General features: G+C 62.1%; 15 protein-coding genes and 1 other RNA gene. 10 read left to right on the top strand and 6 right to left on the bottom strand.

Going from position 1 to position 15,463, the window contains the following annotated elements; translation table 11 throughout:
* Nucleotides 1-15: 15 nt before the first annotated feature.
* Nucleotides 16-636, bottom strand: coding sequence for a DUF2059 domain-containing protein (locus tag JaAD80_RS03495; protein WP_180979279.1), 621 nt, complete (start codon nt 634-636; stop codon nt 16-18).
* A 115-nt stretch (nt 637-751) separates the two neighbouring features.
* Nucleotides 752-3,430 carry a DNA gyrase subunit A gene (gyrA, locus tag JaAD80_RS03490; protein ID WP_102292894.1) on the bottom strand — a complete coding sequence of 893 codons (2,679 nt, stop codon included), beginning with the start codon at nt 3,428-3,430 and terminating at the stop codon, nt 752-754.
* Between the two features lie 51 nt (nt 3,431-3,481).
* Between gyrA and JaAD80_RS30090 the strand changes: the two genes are divergently transcribed.
* The 5 genes from JaAD80_RS30090 (at nt 3,482) to ssrA (ending at nt 6,833) form a co-directional block, all read left to right on the top strand.
* Nucleotides 3,482-3,877 carry a hypothetical protein gene (locus JaAD80_RS30090; protein WP_146012244.1) on the top strand — a complete coding sequence of 132 codons (396 nt, stop codon included), beginning with the start codon at nt 3,482-3,484 and terminating at the stop codon, nt 3,875-3,877.
* A 164-nt stretch (nt 3,878-4,041) separates the two neighbouring features.
* Nucleotides 4,042-4,752, top strand: a complete 711-nt coding sequence (gene ompA, locus JaAD80_RS03485) for an outer membrane protein OmpA (protein ID WP_102292893.1) — start codon at nt 4,042-4,044, stop codon at nt 4,750-4,752.
* Nucleotides 4,753-4,886: 134 nt separating this feature from the next.
* Nucleotides 4,887-5,582: a bifunctional 2-polyprenyl-6-hydroxyphenol methylase/3-demethylubiquinol 3-O-methyltransferase UbiG gene (ubiG, locus tag JaAD80_RS03480; protein ID WP_102292892.1), complete on the top strand. Its 696-nt coding sequence runs from the start codon at nt 4,887-4,889 to the stop codon at nt 5,580-5,582.
* A 66-nt stretch (nt 5,583-5,648) separates the two neighbouring features.
* A complete protein-coding gene (locus JaAD80_RS03475; RefSeq protein WP_102292891.1) occupies nt 5,649-6,353 on the top strand; it encodes an HAD family hydrolase in 705 nt (234 codons plus the stop codon).
* 119 nt (nt 6,354-6,472) lie between these two features.
* Nucleotides 6,473-6,833: a transfer-messenger RNA gene (gene ssrA, locus JaAD80_RS03470) on the top strand.
* 363 nt (nt 6,834-7,196) lie between these two features.
* Here ssrA and JaAD80_RS03465 read toward each other — a convergent pair.
* The 3 genes from JaAD80_RS03465 to JaAD80_RS03455 form a co-directional block, all read right to left on the bottom strand.
* Entirely contained in the window at nt 7,197-8,807 is a 1,611-nt protein-coding gene (locus JaAD80_RS03465; protein ID WP_102292890.1) for a sensor domain-containing diguanylate cyclase, read from the bottom strand.
* Nucleotides 8,808-9,062: 255 nt separating this feature from the next.
* Nucleotides 9,063-9,305: a hypothetical protein gene (locus JaAD80_RS03460; protein ID WP_102292889.1), complete on the bottom strand. Its 243-nt coding sequence runs from the start codon at nt 9,303-9,305 to the stop codon at nt 9,063-9,065.
* Nucleotides 9,306-9,361: 56 nt separating this feature from the next.
* Complete coding sequence (locus JaAD80_RS03455) at nt 9,362-10,021, bottom strand: hypothetical protein (RefSeq protein WP_102292888.1); 660 nt, start codon at nt 10,019-10,021, stop codon at nt 9,362-9,364.
* A 106-nt stretch (nt 10,022-10,127) separates the two neighbouring features.
* On the opposite strand from JaAD80_RS03455, the gene JaAD80_RS03450 reads away from it, so the two are divergent.
* The 3 genes from JaAD80_RS03450 to JaAD80_RS03440 all read left to right on the top strand — a co-directional run bounded on the left by JaAD80_RS03450 (nt 10,128) and on the right by JaAD80_RS03440 (nt 12,147).
* Complete coding sequence (locus JaAD80_RS03450) at nt 10,128-10,877, top strand: hypothetical protein (protein ID WP_102292887.1); 750 nt, start codon at nt 10,128-10,130, stop codon at nt 10,875-10,877.
* 5 nt (nt 10,878-10,882) lie between these two features.
* Nucleotides 10,883-11,125 carry a hypothetical protein gene (locus tag JaAD80_RS03445; protein ID WP_146012243.1) on the top strand — a complete coding sequence of 81 codons (243 nt, stop codon included), beginning with the start codon at nt 10,883-10,885 and terminating at the stop codon, nt 11,123-11,125.
* Nucleotides 11,126-11,202: 77 nt separating this feature from the next.
* Nucleotides 11,203-12,147, top strand: coding sequence for an SMP-30/gluconolactonase/LRE family protein (locus tag JaAD80_RS03440; RefSeq protein ID WP_180979278.1), 945 nt, complete (start codon nt 11,203-11,205; stop codon nt 12,145-12,147).
* Between the two features lie 121 nt (nt 12,148-12,268).
* Here the strand turns inward: JaAD80_RS03440 and JaAD80_RS03435 are convergent, their stop codons facing one another.
* Nucleotides 12,269-13,336 (bottom strand): SDR family oxidoreductase, encoded by a 1,068-nt coding sequence (locus tag JaAD80_RS03435; RefSeq protein WP_102292885.1) that lies wholly within the window; start codon nt 13,334-13,336, stop codon nt 12,269-12,271.
* A 96-nt stretch (nt 13,337-13,432) separates the two neighbouring features.
* Here JaAD80_RS03435 and JaAD80_RS03430 point away from each other — a divergent pair, with 96 nt between their 5' ends.
* Together JaAD80_RS03430 and JaAD80_RS03425 are read left to right on the top strand one after the other, a co-directional pair.
* Nucleotides 13,433-14,347 carry a LysR substrate-binding domain-containing protein gene (locus tag JaAD80_RS03430; RefSeq protein WP_102292884.1) on the top strand — a complete coding sequence of 305 codons (915 nt, stop codon included), beginning with the start codon at nt 13,433-13,435 and terminating at the stop codon, nt 14,345-14,347.
* A gap of 69 nt (nt 14,348-14,416) precedes the next feature.
* A complete protein-coding gene (locus JaAD80_RS03425) occupies nt 14,417-15,451 on the top strand; it encodes a MerR family transcriptional regulator (protein WP_102292883.1) in 1,035 nt (344 codons plus the stop codon).
* Nucleotides 15,452-15,463: the final 12 nt, after the last annotated feature.

Raw genomic sequence — 15,463 nt, 5'->3', positions numbered from 1 at the left:
TGGCAAAAATGGGAATTATTGAGGCGACTGCGTGGCCGCCCGCATGACCTGGTCCAGCACGGCGTTCACGCGCGGAATCAGCACGCGCTGGCTGATGGCCATCGATTCGGCCGACAGCTGCGGCATGGTGGAGAGCATCTTGCGTCCCAGCGGTGTCTGGTAGAACGCTGTCAGCTGCTCGACTTCCTGCACCGTGTAAAAGCGCGCGTACAGCGGCACCATCTCGTCGCCCAGTTCCTCGATCAGGGTCGGGTCGGCCAGCACCTGCGTCAGGGTGGCGATGGCCAGGGGGATCTCTTCCTCGGCGTTGGCCAGCGCGCGCGCCTTGCGCTGCGCATCGAGCTTCGGATCCATGCTGATTTGCTGCTGCGCCGACTGGCGGATCATGGCCGGCACCGATTGCAGCATCTGGTCGAAGATATTGCGCGTCAGTTGCGGGAACTGCATCGCGTCGAGCATGCGCCGCACGGCCACTTTCATGGCGGGACTGGGCGCTGCCTGGCGGGCCGGCGTGGCTTGCGCGCTCTGGGCCAGGGCCGGCAGGGTCGCAAGGAAGGCCAGCGAAAACGCGGCGAAGAAGGTGGCGACGATTTTTCTCATGGCTTGCGGGATGTTGAGTGACTTGTAAATAGACATTGCCGGCGATGCATGTCGGGTTACGCCCGACGGGCTAACCCGACCTACGAAACGCTGCTGGCGCGCACATGGCGCGCCAATAGCAATTGGGGCTCCCGAAAGAGCCCCAATCATCTTACTCCGGCTGGGCCGGGTCGACAGGTTCGGCTGGTTCAGCCGGCGCCGGCGCGGCATCCGTGCCCGCCTCCGTCGTCAGCTCGACTTCGTCGATATCCGTCTCCACCACGCGCTGCAGGCCGGACAGCTTGGTGCCGTCTTCCACGGCGATCAGGGTCACGCCCTGCGTCGCGCGGCCCATCTCGCGGATTTCCGACACGCGGGTGCGGATCAGCACGCCACCGGTGGTGATCAGCATGATTTCATCGCTGGTGTCGACCAGGGTCGCGGCAACCACTTTACCGTTACGCTCGCTGGTCTGGATGGCGATCATGCCTTTCGTGCCACGGCCATGGCGCGTGTACTCGGTGATCGGCGTACGCTTGCCGTAGCCATTTTCCGTGGCCGTCAGCACCGACTGCTGCTCGTTCTCGGCCACCAGCAGGGCGATCACGTGCTGCCCTTCTTCCAGGTTCATGCCGCGCACGCCGCGCGCCGTACGGCCCATCGGACGCACATCGTTTTCGTCAAAGCGCACTGCCTTGCCCGAATCGGAGAACAGCATCACGTCGTGCTGGCCATCGGTCAGCGCGGCGCCGATCAGGAAGTCGCCGTCGTCCAGGTCGACCGCGATGATGCCGGCCTTGCGTGGATTGCTGAAGTCCTTCAGCGGCGTCTTTTTCACGGTACCCAGGCTGGTCGACATGAAGACGTAATGGTCTTCCGGGAAGGTGCGGTTCTCGCCCGACAGCGGCAGGATCACGGTGATCTTTTCGTTGTCCTGCAGCGGGAACATGTTGACGATCGGCTTGCCGCGCGAGTTGCGCGAGCCTTGCGGCACTTCCCATACCTTCAGCCAGTACATGCGGCCACGATCCGAGAAGCACAGGATATAGTCGTGCGTATTGGCGATGAACAGCTGGTCGATCCAGTCTTCCTCTTTCGTCGCCATCGCCTGCTTGCCGCGGCCACCGCGTTTTTGCGCGCGGTATTCGGAAATCGGCTGCGCCTTCATGTAGCCGGTGTGCGACAGGGTCACGACCATGTCCTGCGGCGTAATGAGGTCTTCCGTTTCCAGGTCGGTCGCGTTCAGTTCGATCTGCGAGCGGCGCACGTCCTTGTTGCCGACGCCGTATTCGTTTTTCGCCAGGGTCATTTCATCGGTGATGATGACGGTGACGCGCTCCGGCTTGGCCAGGATGTCGAGCAAGTCGGCGATGTGCGCCATCACGTCCTTGTACTCGTTGACGATCTTGTCCTGCTCCAGACCAGTCAGGCGTTGCAGACGCATCTGCAGGATTTCCTGCGCCTGGTCGTCCGACAGCTTGTACAGGCCATCGGCCTGCATGCCGTAGTGCTTCGGCAGGTTTTCCGGACGATAGGCATCCACGCCGCCTGGCGTATTGCCGTCGCCCGTGCGGGCCAGCATTTCGCGCACGACGGACGAATCCCATGGACGCGCCATCAGCTCGACCTTGGCGATCGGCGGCGTCGGCGCGGCCTTGATGATGGCGATGAAGTCATCGATGTTGGCCAGGGCAACGGCCAGGCCTTCGAGCACGTGGCCGCGTTCGCGCGCCTTGCGCAGTTCGAACACGGTGCGGCGCGTGACGACTTCGCGGCGGTGCGACAGGAAGCATTGCAGCATCTGCTTGAGGTTCAGCAGCTTCGGCTGGCCATCGACCAGCGCCACCATGTTCATGCCGAAGGTGTCTTGCAGCTGCGTCTGCTTGTACAGATTGTTGAGCACCACTTCCGGCACTTCGCCGCGTTTCAGCTCGATCACCACGCGCATGCCCGACTTGTCGGACTCGTCGCGGATGTCGGAAATGCCGTCCAGCTTCTTGTCGCGCACGTTTTCGGCGATACGTTCGAGCAAGGATTTCTTGTTGACCTGGAATGGCAGCTCGTCGACGATGATGGCGATGCGGCCGCCATCCTTGCCGTATTCTTCAAAGTGCGTCTTGGCGCGCATGACCACGCGGCCACGGCCCGTGCGGTAGCCGTCGCGCACGCCGGACACGCCGTAGATGATGCCGGCGGTCGGGAAATCGGGCGCGGGAATGAGCTCGATCAGTTCATCGATCGTGCATTCCGGATTGCGCAGCACGTGCAGCGCGCCATCGATCACTTCGGTGATGTTGTGCGGCGGAATGTTCGTCGCCATGCCGACCGCGATACCGGACGAGCCATTGATCAGCAGGTTCGGGATCTTCGTCGGCAAGACCGTCGGTTCCTTTTCCTTGCCGTCATAGTTGGGCTGGAAGTCGACGGTGTCCTTGTCGATATCGGCCAGCAGCTCGGCGGCGATCTTGTCCAGGCGGCACTCGGTGTAGCGCATCGCGGCGGCGGCGTCGCCGTCAACGGAACCGAAGTTGCCCTGGCCATCGACGAGGGTGTAACGCAGCGAAAAATCTTGCGCCATACGCACCAAGGTGTCGTAGATCGAGGCGTCGCCGTGGGGGTGATACTTACCCATGGTTTCGCCGACCACGCGGGCGCACTTGACGTAAGGGCGGTTCCACACGTTGTTCATTTCATGCATCGCGAACAAGACGCGGCGGTGCACTGGCTTCAAGCCATCGCGCGCATCCGGCAAGGCGCGCCCGACGATCACGCTCATGGCGTAATCGAGGTAGCTCTTGCGCATCTCTTCTTCGAGGGAAATTGGAATTGTTTCTTTTGCGAATTGATCCATTGGCGGTTCGACTGCTCTCAGGCTGTGGTTAACTTATCTGCTACGCAATGTATGACGCAATACTGCATATCCTGGGTGGCTGTTATGGCGGAGTGCCAAGCAAAAAATGGACAGGACAGGGACAAAGCCGCCAGCCGTACCGTCGGTACGTCCAGGCCATGCCGCGCCGCCGTGCACTTTTTGTTTGGTAATCGTAACAGTCAAGCGCACGATTTTAGCATGCGCGCCCGGCTCACTGTACAAATTGGCCAGACCAGCAATATTGTCAGTTTGCACCGTCGGTGTGCGTGGCTGCTTGTCGATAATGCACAATGGCAATATCAGTTCAACACTTCTGCCCTTAAAAGTGGCAAAAAAAGCGATCAATTGTTACAGACGCGTTACAAATGGGCATTTCCGTTGCGCAAAAACAACGTGCGGTCTAAAATCGGGCAAGCTTTGATTTAACCACGGTCGTGTGCCCCTGATGCGTGTGGCAAAATGACTGGGAAGTTAATTGCTAGTTTCGCAATCTGAAACGAGCGCATATGGTCTACATGATAAAATCTTGGCACGTAGCACCAGTAGCGCAGTGTTGTTCTGCGGATATCACCCCCCGAAAGGAAAAAAGAATGAATAAATTTGTAACGCTGTTTTTCGCTGCATCCGCAGTGATTGCTGGCTCGGCTTCGGCCCAAACCCCAACCTCCCCACCGTTCGCGCCAGTTACTACTGACATCAAAGCACCAAGCCCAAAAAGCGCTTACGTGCAAGATGCTCGCGGCGTTATCGTGCGTGACCCATTCGGCCTGTGCTGGCGTACCGGTTACTGGACACCTGCTGACGCGGTGCCAGGTTGCGACGTACCCCTGTGCGTAGAGCCAGAAACTCTGCAAGACGGCAAATGCGTGGCTCCACCTCCGCCACCAGTCGTTGCCCCAGCACCAGTCGTCGTGGTACCAGTACCAGTCGTCGTTGCTCCTACCTCGGAAAAAGTCAGCTTCGCTGCTGATGCATTCTTCGATTTCGACAAAGCGACGCTGAAGCCAGAAGGCAAAGCGAAGCTGGACGAGCTGACCGCACAATTGGGCGGCATCAACCTGGAAGTCATCATCGCTGTGGGTCACACCGACTCCGTCGGCACCGATGCTTACAACCAAAAACTGTCGGTACGTCGTGCTGATGCTGTCAAAGCCTACCTGGTTTCCAAAGGCGTTGAAAGCAACCGCGTGTACACCGAAGGCAAAGGCGAAAAACAACCAGTCGCTAGCAACGCTAACGCTGAAGGCCGTGCTAAAAACCGTCGCGTGGAAATCGAAGTTGTCGGTACCCGCAACAAGTAATAGCTGAGCCGCTAACCGGACGCTTGCCGCAAGTTACCGCGCAAGTCAAGGACTGCATGAAAAAACCCCGCTACGGCGGGGTTTTTTTTCGTCCGTGGCTGCCCAATTGTAAAATTGCCGCTATTATTCGACCTATGAACGCCGACCCTCTTGAAATCCAAAAATTCAGTGAGCTGGCCCACCGCTGGTGGGACCCCACTTCCGAGTTTCGTCCCCTGCACGAAATTAACCCCCTGCGCCTGGAATGGATCAACGCGAAAGTGCCGCTGGCCGGCAAGCGCGTGATCGACATCGGCTGCGGCGGCGGCATCCTGGCCGAATCGATGGCCCGCAAGGGTGCCGACGTGACGGGCATCGACCTGTCCGACAAGGCCCTGAAAGTGGCCGACCTGCACAGCCTGGAATCGGGCGCCAAGGTGCGCTACAAGCTGATCGCCGCCGAAGCCATGGCCGAGGAAGAGCCGGGCCAGTACGACGTCGTCACCTGCATGGAAATGCTCGAGCACGTGCCGGACCCGGCCGCCATCGTCAAGGCCTGCGCGACGCTGGTGAAGCCGGGCGGCCACGTCTTCCTGTCGACCCTGAACCGCAACCCGAAAGCCTATCTGTTCGCCATCCTGGGGGCGGAATATATCCTGCGCCTGCTGCCCAAGGGCACGCACGACTACGACAAATTCATCACCCCGGCGGAACTGTCGCAGTACGTGCGCAGCGCCGGCCTGGACGTCAACAGCATGCGCGGCATGGGCTACAATCCCTTGACCAAGATTTACTCACTTAATAACGACACCAGCGTCAATTATTTGGTGGCCTGCACCCGGCCTGTGTAACCATCACGCACAAAACAAGGCGGCTGCGGCCGCCATTTTTCATTCCTACTTGACACAATTGCCGCCATGACCACAGACCTCCTGCCAGCCCCGCGCGCCATCCTGTTCGACCTCGACGGCACCCTGGCCGACACCGCGCCCGACCTGGCGGCCGCCATCAACCTGCTGCGTTCGCGCGCCGGCCTGGCGCCCACGCCGTACGACATCCTGCGCCCCACCGCCTCGGCCGGCGCGCGCGGCATGATAGGCGCGTCGTATGGCATCGCACCCGGTGAAAGCGGCTACGAAGCCCTGAAGGACGCCTTTCTTTCCAACTACGAAGCGGCCCTGGCGGTGGAAAGCCGTTTGTTCGACGGCATCCCCGCCCTGCTGGAAGGGCTGCAAGCCTTGGGCCTGGCCTGGGGCGTGGTCACCAACAAGGCGGCCCGCTTCACCGACCCGCTGGTCGGCCAGATCGGCCTGGGCGCGGCCGGCTGCGTGATCTCGGGCGACACCATGGCGCACCCGAAACCCCACCCCGCCCCCCTGCTGGAAGCGGCCCGCCGCCTGGACCTGGCGCCGCAGGATTGCTGGTACGTGGGCGACGACCTGCGCGACATCCAGGCCGGCCACGCCGCCGGCATGCGCACGGTGGCCTGCGCCTGGGGCTACTGCGGCCCCGTCGAGCCGCAGCACTGGAACGCCGACCATCTGCTGGACACGCCGCAAGCCTTGCTGGAACTGGTGAGCGTGGTGGTGAAGGCGGCGCAGGAGCGGCAACTGGCGGCTTGAGGCGCATGCCTTTTCACGGTGGAAAGCTGAGGTCTGACACAGCGGATCAGACCCCTCACGTCGATGGCGCGAATGCATCATGCAAGAGTGTGAAGATTGCGCTACAATGAAGGTTCTGTGGGGACGACCTGGTTTCGACGTGGGTTGCAAAGCAGCGCAGGGCATACCGAGGGCTGGTTACCTCGTAAATACACCCAGAAAAAACTTAACTGCAAACGATAACTCGTACGCACTGGCAGCTTAATCGCTGTTAGCTCTAGAACACCTCGTCCCTGGGGTGGGCCGTCAAAAGCTCTAGAGTCATTTACAGGGACTCGTCGTATGCTGGGTTACTTAGCGTCCGACTAAATAATAGGTAACTCGCTTGCCCATAACGTGCACATCCGTGCTGGCTGAGTTAAATTAAATGATAGTGCTAAGTATGTAGAACTGTCTGTGGAGTGCTTGCGGACGCGGGTTCGATTCCCGCCGTCTCCACCACTGAATAAATAAAAAGGGCTTCCCCGTTTTGGCGGGGAGGCCCTTTTTATTTATTCCATGCATGCAGAGCGCGGGCGTCGCATCCGCGTCCTGGACGGGCGCGGGGGTTTTGCGGGGCCTTCGGCGAGCGCAACTCGGCGCCGCTAAACCGGGTTGCGCCTGCAAGCGCAACCCTCTCCGATTCCTCTGACTGGCTCTTGCGCCGCAGGCGGTTTCCTAACGATGACATCAATAGCTCAGGCCGTGTATGAATAACGGACCTGACCCTCGCCCTGCTCCTTCCCCCGGACTCAGGTCTGCCATCGGGGGACGCTTCATTATTCAAGAATCACCGTTAGGCCGATGCCGCTGCGTCAGCAATGCCTATCGAAAAGCAAACATGTTTTCCGCCTGTCCTGTACTCCAGGACGGCGCCTGGGAACAGACCTGATTGCGTCCTGCATCCTTCGCCTTATACAAGGCCTTGTCGGCAAGTTCAACCAGTTCAACTGCTTCATTTTTCAGATGCACCGGCGTCAACGAGGCCACGCCTATGCTCACGGTGACGACACCGAGCGGATTGCCGCTATGCGCGATGCCCAGCGATTGCACGGCCTGGCGGACGCCTTCGGCCACCGCCAGCGCGCCCGCCAGATCCGTACCCGGCAATAACACCACCATTTCCTCGCCGCCATAACGCGCTGCCAGGTCACCCGGCCGGCGCATGCTGTAGGCCACCACCTTGCCAATTTTTCTCAGGCATTCATCCCCGGCCACATGGCCATAGATGTCGTTGTATTGCTTGAAGAAATCGACATCGAGCAATACCAGTCCAAGCGCGCTATCTTCACGCTGTGCACGGCTAAATTCGGCGCTGAGCGACTGGTCGAAATGGCGCCGGTTCGCCAGTCCGGTCAATCCATCCTGGTTGGCAAGACGCGCCAGGGTTTCATTAATCAATTCCAGTTCGTTACGCGCCTCCAGCAGTCCCGCTTCGCTCTTTTCCCGCAAATCGATTTGCCGCACGACGCGATAGCCGATGAAGGCAATCAGCAATACCAGGACCCCGCCCACCGCATTTTGCAGCACCGCGTCAAGGCGCCACTCGGCCAGCACTTCATCCTGCGAGAATGCGGCAGACACCACCAGGGGGTAGCCGCTGATTCTGCGATAGCTGTTGATCCGGGTCACGCCGTCCACCCCCGACTTGATGACGGCGGTTCCAACCGGGCTCTTGGGCAAATAATCATGGAATACGGGAAGCTTTGAAATATCCCGTCCCAGATAACTCTCGTCGAATGGCCTTCTCAACAAAAGAATGCCATTACCGCTGGCAATAAAAATCGCGCCGTGTTCGCCTATGGCAAAACGCTCATAAAACTCCCTGAAATACTGCATATTGATCGTTGCCAGGACGACGCCGCCGAAACTGCCATCGGACAGATTGATACGGCGCGACACCGTCACGATCCAGTCGCCGGTGGATTTACTGCGCACGGGCGGGCCGACATGGGGGCCGCGGTCAGCATGCAGTTGATGATATTTGAAATACTCCCGATCGGCATTATTCAGGTTTTTCAGCAGCGTCTTCTGGGAGTTCGCCAGCCAGTTGCCGTCTTTGTCATAGATAAAAATCCCATGCAGCTGCGGCAACTCCGCTACCCGCAGCACCAGTAAGTCATGCAGACGCTCAAGCTCGGCGTTGCCAACGCTGTCGACGCTGTCATGTTCCATGCGCTCCACCACCCCCACCAATACGGTGTCGGCCTCCTTGATGGTGTCATAAGCATGCTGAGCAACGGATTGCGCCAGATTGGAACTTCCCCGGGCGGCTTCGTCCAGTTGTACTTCGCGTGCGCGCCAGGTCATCCATAACTGGATCGCCAGCAGCGACAGGCACACCAAGACGACAAAAGAGATGGCCAGGGTCTGCAGCGAAAAACCCCGGGCGCCGCTGCCTGGCAGGCGTTGCGGCAGGCGATGTGACCTGGTCATGGTGCAGCTCCCGGTTGGCTAACCGGCAAAGTGTGCACCAAATTCGCAGCCAGAAACTCACACATCGTCACAAGAGCCTGCAAGCGCCCACGCCGGCTTGACGCGGTTCCAGGACGAAGTCCATCTCGGGCAATGCATGAGATACGCGCAGTGCCGGCCTGGCGGCGGCGCAGGTCGCGGGCCGTTCCGGCACGGGCATCGCAGCGAAGGAAATGGGCCGGGCCCATCCGCGCTGCGCGATGGGAAGCGTACCCTCTAGCGCCTGCTCAGCGGCACATATTCCCCCGGCTGCCCCGCCACCTCGAGCGCATCGGCAAACGCCAGCAGGAACTTCGCCGGACCATGCTCGGAAACCAGCAGGGACGCGCCCTTGTGGCGCAGCAGCTTCAGCAGTTCCTGCTGATGCGCCTGGTATTCGGCGGAGTGACCGTAGAAGGTCTGGTACATCTCCAGGGTTTCCATGGCCTTGGCGGCCAAGATGAATTCGGGCTTTTCCATGATGTCTCCTCGTTGTCGTTACTGCCAATGAATGCCAAAACCACGAAAACAATCAGTCACTCCGCCGGCGCATGCAGCGGCGGATACAGCTCGCTCAGCCAGCCGTCGAGCCACGCGAAGCCGCGCAGGATGTCGCTGCGGCGTGCAATACCCGTGCCGGGTGCGCCGTCTGACGGCAGCCACATCTGTGTTTCCATCATACGCTTGAACTCGTCCATTGCGCCGGCCAATCGTGCATCCCGCGCACCCTGTGCGTCCAGCATCGCTTGCAGCGCGGCTTGCATGGCGACATGGCAGGCGCGCGGATCGCTCCAGAATGGCGCAAAGGCGCGCTGCAGCGCTTGCTGAACGGCGGCGGGCACGGCGTGACGGAACTGGGCCGTCGTCAAAGGCAGCGCGGGAAGAAAATAACGGGGGCTGAAAAAATCGGCATACGTGACACCATCGCCCTCGGCTTCCGCCCCGCCATCGCCACCCATGGCCACCACGTCGCCGCAGGCGCCGCAGCGCAGCAGGCCGCTGCAACGGTATTGCACGCAGTCGGGTGTCCAGCCGTCCATCCGCCTTTGCGCCAGGCTGTGGGCCGTTTCCATGCAATGGAACGATGCGCGCAGCAGCGCCAGCGCCGCCGCACCGCAGTTCGGACAAGGCCAGGCGGGCGCGCTATCGAGGGCGACATCTTCGCGAAACACAATATCCATGGCCTGGGCCGTCATGCATCCACCTTTCATCAAAACCGCATTATCCCTCAGCGCACGCGCACGCTAGCCGTATGGCCAGGCGCATGGCATCATGCGCGTTGCACATTCAATCTTGCAGCACATGGACCAATATCACTTCCTGGTAGGCGAATTCAAGAAAAATACCGCCTTTGATCCCGCGGCCGCCAGCGCCCAGCTGTTCGCCTGGTTCGCGCAGATCGGCGAACCCGTCGAGCGCTACGGCAACAAGCGCGGCAAGGTCGTCAAGTTCTCACAGCGAAATTACGAGAAGATGCTGTTTACGCCAGAGACCGACAGCATCGAGCTGTTTTCACCGCGCATCGTGCCGCCCGACGAAGCCGACGAAACCACCAACTGCGACGCGCTTGCCGTGTATTCATCGGGCTCGTTGTTCGTGCTGGCCATACGCGCCAGCAAGCTTGCGCTGGCGCCGTTGTTCGACGCTGCGCGGGCCATACCCGGCCTGTTCGAGCATTGCGAGTATGTGTACTGCTACGCTGAAACGCAGGGCTATGGCACCGGCTACGCACTCGGCTACCGGCAGCTCGATGAAGCCCATCCGATGACCTTTGGCATTCCTTGCCCCGCAAATAACTGGGCCGCCATCAAGCGGCGCGGTCTGCAAGATTCGCACCTGCGCGATGTCTATCACATCAATGGTTTCACGCAAGCCAGACTGGATGCGCTGCCGCACGGGCGCCGCCAAGCGCTGCGCGACGCGATGCACGCCTATGGCCGCTGCGAAGCGCACGCCGGCCTGACCTTCTGGCACCTGCCGCCCGAAGAACTGGAAGCGGCCCGCGCAGCCCTGAACGCGCACGCCATGCTCGGCGCGTACATCAACAATTGATACCCATGAACCCACACCTTTCCCTGCATTGCTACTTGCAAGATACGCCGTCCGAGCAGGCGCTGCCCTGCTCCGACGTGACCATCCACGCCGATCCGGCCACCCTGCGCGCCATCGCCCATTTTCTGCTGGCCAGCGCGGACACGTTTGATCAGGCGCAGGAACGTGCCGGCATGCACGCGCATCTGCAAGACGAGTGGGATGGCTGGCAGGACGATTTCCCCGACCTCGTCGTCGTGGCGGCCTAGGGTGGCGGCATAGACTGGCGCCCCGGCCGGCGCGCCTCAGGTAACATACGCCACCGCTGATTTACAGAGAACTCTTGATGCCCGATTCCCGAACCGCCCTGCCGTGGCTGCGCGCGGCCTTGCTGGCCATGCCGCTGGCCACCTTGTCCGCCTGCGCCAGTCCGCCCGCGCACGAAGCGCTGTTTCTCACCACCACCGTGACGGCCCCGCATTCGTTCACCAAGGGCATCGAAGGCCCGGCCGTGGATGCGGATGGCAATATCTATGCCGTGAACTTTGCGCGCCAGCAAACCATCGGCAAGGTGCGTCCGAACGGCAGCGGCGAAGTGTGGCTGACCTTGCCCGGCACCAGCATCGCCAACGGCATTCGCTTCGGCAGCCGTGGCCAGATGTACCTGGCCGACTACATGGAGCATACGATCTATCTGGTGGATCCGGCCACGCGCGCGCTGACCATCCACGCGCGCGAACCGCGCATGACGCAGCCCAACGATATCGCCATCACGCGGGACGACGTGCTGTATGCGAGCGACCCGAACTGGAAGGAAAACACGGGCCGCGTGTGGCGCATCGCGCAGGATGGCACGGTCACGCTGGCGCTCGACACCATGGGCACGGCGAACGGCATCGAGGTGAGCCCCGATGGCAAGATCCTGTATGTGAATGAAAGCGTGCAGCGCAATATCTGGATGTATGACATCGCTGCGGACGGCAGCCTGAGCGGCAAGCGCCTGCTGATCAAGTTCGATGATTTCGGCATGGACGGCATGCGCGTGGACGTCGACGGCAACCTGTACGTGACGCGCTACGGCAAGGGCACGGTGGTGAAACTGTCGCCGCAGGGACGCATCCTGCGCGAGATCAGCGTGCCCGGCGCCAAGCCCAGCAACATCACCTTCGGCGGTCCCGATGGCCGCACGGCCTACGTGACGGAAGTGGTGCAAGGGCGGCTGCTGCAATTTCGCGTCGACCGGCCGGGGCTGGAGTGGCAGCGGGCGCAGGAACGCAGCAAGCCCGAATAGCAGAGGGGATGTCGGCTTACGCGCTTGCGCGCTAAGCCGACCTACGCACCTGCGACGATTGCCGCGTAGGTCGGCTTAGCCGGAACGGCGTAAGCCGACAACATGGTTGGCCGCAACCGGATCAGCGTGGAATGACACGCTGCGCCTTCAGTTTTTCGAACAGATTAAAGAAGGCATCCTGCGTCTCCTGGTAATCGAGAAAACCCGCCTTGCGGCTCTTGCCCATGTCTGTCATGACTTCCATCGGCCGTCCCAGGTCAGCATCCGTGTGCCACCATGAGGCGAGGCGGCTGATGTCCGCTTCCACCAGCTGGTGCTGCTGCGCGATGGCGCGCCACTGCGCCGGCGCGTCCTGCATGCGGCCAGCCAGGGGCGCCATCGTCGCGGGCAAGTCCGCCGCTTCCACGCCGAAATACGCGGCCAGGCGTGGCCACAGCCACTTCCAGCGGAAGACGTCGCCGTTGACGATATTGAAGTCCTCGTTGCGCGCGGCGGGGCTGTCCGCCGCCCATGCCAGGTGGCGGGCGATCTGGCCTGCGTCCGTCACGTCGGAGATGCCATGCCACTGCGCGGAGGAACCGGGGAAAACGAAAGGCTGGCCGCTGGCCTTGCACAGGCTGGCGTACACGGCCAGGGTCAAGCCCATGTTCATGGCGTTGCCCAGCGCGTAGCCGATGATGGTGTGCGGGCGGTGCACGCTCCACGTAAAACCATATTGCGCGGCCGCCGCGAACAGCCGGTCTTCCTGTTCATAATAAAAATTCTCCACGTCCTGGCGGCCCTGCTCTTCGCGGAATGGCGTGACGGGCACGCTGCCCTTGCCGTAGGCATCGAACGGCCCCAGGTAATGCTTGAGGCCCGTCACCAGCGCCGCGTGGCGCAGGTGGCCGGCCGGGCCCAGCGCGGCCAGCACGTTGGCCACCATGGCGCCATTGACGCGGATGTTTTCCTGTTCATTTGCCTGGCGCGCCCAGGCCGTGAAGAAGACGTGGCTGGCATCGAGGCCCGCCAGGGCGGCGCTGACGGCCGCGCCATCCGTCGCATCGAGCTGCAGGGAGGCGCAGCCGGCAGGCACGGGCGTGCGCCCGCGCGAGACGCCCGTGACGGTCCAGCCTTGCGCCAGCAAATGGCTGGCCAGATTGCTGCCGATGACGCCGCTGGCGCCGATGATGAGGGCGTGTCGTTGCATGAGAGCGTACCTCCAAAGAAAACCCCATCATATCCGCGACCAAAATTCTTATCCGCGATACTATTTCATCTTATTCATGAATAAAATTCCCGAATCATGTTTTCATCGGAACATTTAAAGGGCATCACGCCATTTCTCGCCACGGCGGACGCGGGCAGTTTTACCCGCGCGGCCGAGCGCCTGCACCTGAGCAGCTCGGCCGTCAGCAAGAGCGTGGCACGGCTGGAAGAGCGGCTGGGCGTGCTGCTGTTCCAGCGCAGCACGCGCCGCCTGAAGCTGAGCGAGGCGGGGCGCGCCTATTACGCCACCTGCAAGCGCGTGCTGCAGGAGCTGGCGGATGCGGAAGACGTGCTGGGCGAGCACGCGGCGGAACTGGCCGGCAAGGTGCGCATCGGCGTGCCCGCCTCGTATGGCCGCCTGCGCGTGATGCCGGCGCTGCTGGAATTGTGCGCGCAGTATCCCAAGCTGCAGCCGTCGATTGCCTTCAGCGACCGCTTTGTCGACCTGTTCGAGGAGCGCATCGATATCGCCGTGCGCATCGGCGCGCCATCGCACTGGCCCGCCGCGCTGGGGCAGATGCAACTGGGACAGGAACGCCTGATCCTGTGCGCGGCGCCCGCCTATCTGGCGCGGCGCGGCACGCCCGCATCGCTGGGGGAACTGGAGCAGCACGACTGCATCGCCTACGGCCGTGGCGACGGCTCGCCCATGCCCTGGCTGTTCCCGGACGTGGACAAGGGCGGCCAGCAGGAATACCGGCTGGCGGCGCCGCGCATGACGGTGGGCGACGCCGAGGCGCGCACGGCCACCGTGCTGGCGGGACTGGGCGTGGCGCAGCTGGCCACCTGGCTGGTGGAAGAGCACCTGGCCACGGGCGCCATCGTGGCCGTGCTGCCGCAGCTGGCCACGCCAGGCTTGCCTTTGTATCTGGCCTGGCCGCTGGCGCGCCAGCTGACGCCGAAAACGGGCACCCTGCTGCAGGAACTGCGGCAGCGGCTGACGATACAATGAAAATACTTGTTGACCCTGACGTTGCGTCAGGCGTGATCCTGCTTGCACGCACCAGAAAAGGAGCATGCGATGCTGTTGAAAATCGGTGATTTGGCCAGGCTCACGGGCCTGACCATCCGCACCCTGCACCACTACGACAGCATCGGCCTGCTTTCGCCTTCGGCGCGCACGCAGGCTGGCTACCGCCTGTACCAGCACGGCGACATGGACCGGCTGCACCGGATCATGGCGCTGCGCAGGTTCGGGCTGTCGCTGGCCGATATCGCCACCGCCCTCGCCGGCCCCGAGCTGCCCCTGGCATCCATCGTGGCGCGGCAGGTCGCCATGCTGGACCAGCAGATCGCGCAGGCTGCCACCTTGCGCGATCGCCTGCGCACCTTGCAGGCGCAACTGGCACAGGGACAGCAACCGGCGCTGGCCGAGTGGCTCACCACGATGGAGTTGATGAGCATGTACGACAAATACTTTACCCCCGAAGAACTGAAGCAATTGCCGCTGCTGTCCGACGCGGCCGTGGAACAGGAATGGCAGGCGCTCGTCGCCAGGGTGCGCGCGCTGCAGGCGACGGGCGCCGCTCCCGGCGACGCGCGGGCGCAGGCGCTGGGCACGGAATGGATGGTCAAGCTCGTGCGCGACACGGGCGCCCACCCGGGACTGTTCGCGCGCCTGAACGCCATGCATGCGCAGGAGCCATCCATGCAGGCGACGACCAGCATCGATGCTCACGTGATGGAGTTCATCCTCGCCGCCTTCAATGCCTCGCGCATGGCGCTGTACCAACCCTTCCTCGATGAGCACGAATACGCGCACCTGGTGGCCAACTATGGCAAGCGCTCGGGCGAATGGCCGGCCCTGATCGCCGCCGTGCGCGCCGCCATGGATGCGCGCACGGCACACGCCGATGCAGCCGTGCTGGCGCTGGCGCGGCAGTGGCTGGAACTGTTCCGCTCCTACGCGGGCACGAATCCGGCCACGCAGCTGAAATTTCGCCAGGCGCACCAGCAGGAACCGCGTTTGATGGAAGGCAGTTTCGTCGATGCCGCCATGCTGCGGTACCTGGGCGCGGCGATGGCCATCGTGGCGCAGGAAAAGCCAGCGAAATAATTGGCGTGTGGC

It is taken from the genome of Janthinobacterium sp. AD80 (genome assembly GCF_002878455.1).
Lineage (GTDB): Bacteria > Pseudomonadota > Gammaproteobacteria > Burkholderiales > Burkholderiaceae_D > Janthinobacterium.
Note: the sequence above shows the minus strand (reverse complement) of the source record. Positions and strands in the feature narration are given on the sequence as shown.

Bases quoted from the DNA above. Each gene is read 5' to 3' on its own strand.
- JaAD80_RS03445 (WP_146012243.1), top strand. From the start codon at position 10,883: ATGAACCCACACCTTTCCCTGCATTGCTACTTGCAAGATACGCCGTCC.
- JaAD80_RS03430 (WP_102292884.1), top strand. From the start codon at position 13,433: ATGTTTTCATCGGAACATTTAAAGGGCATCACGCCATTTCTCGCCACG.
- JaAD80_RS03465 (WP_102292890.1), bottom strand. From the start codon at position 8,807: ATGACCAGGTCACATCGCCTGCCGCAACGCCTGCCAGGCAGCGGCGCC.
- JaAD80_RS03455 (WP_102292888.1), bottom strand. From the start codon at position 10,021: ATGACGGCCCAGGCCATGGATATTGTGTTTCGCGAAGATGTCGCCCTC.
- gyrA (WP_102292894.1), bottom strand. From the start codon at position 3,430: ATGGATCAATTCGCAAAAGAAACAATTCCAATTTCCCTCGAAGAAGAG.
- JaAD80_RS03440 (WP_180979278.1), top strand. From the start codon at position 11,203: ATGCCCGATTCCCGAACCGCCCTGCCGTGGCTGCGCGCGGCCTTGCTG.
- JaAD80_RS03450 (WP_102292887.1), top strand. From the start codon at position 10,128: ATGGACCAATATCACTTCCTGGTAGGCGAATTCAAGAAAAATACCGCC.
- JaAD80_RS30090 (WP_146012244.1), top strand. From the start codon at position 3,482: ATGACGCAATACTGCATATCCTGGGTGGCTGTTATGGCGGAGTGCCAA.
- JaAD80_RS03475 (WP_102292891.1), top strand. From the start codon at position 5,649: ATGACCACAGACCTCCTGCCAGCCCCGCGCGCCATCCTGTTCGACCTC.
- JaAD80_RS03435 (WP_102292885.1), bottom strand. From the start codon at position 13,336: ATGCAACGACACGCCCTCATCATCGGCGCCAGCGGCGTCATCGGCAGC.
- JaAD80_RS03425 (WP_102292883.1), top strand. From the start codon at position 14,417: ATGCTGTTGAAAATCGGTGATTTGGCCAGGCTCACGGGCCTGACCATC.
- ubiG (WP_102292892.1), top strand. From the start codon at position 4,887: ATGAACGCCGACCCTCTTGAAATCCAAAAATTCAGTGAGCTGGCCCAC.
- JaAD80_RS03460 (WP_102292889.1), bottom strand. From the start codon at position 9,305: ATGGAAAAGCCCGAATTCATCTTGGCCGCCAAGGCCATGGAAACCCTG.
- JaAD80_RS03495 (WP_180979279.1), bottom strand. From the start codon at position 636: ATGTCTATTTACAAGTCACTCAACATCCCGCAAGCCATGAGAAAAATC.
- ompA (WP_102292893.1), top strand. From the start codon at position 4,042: ATGAATAAATTTGTAACGCTGTTTTTCGCTGCATCCGCAGTGATTGCT.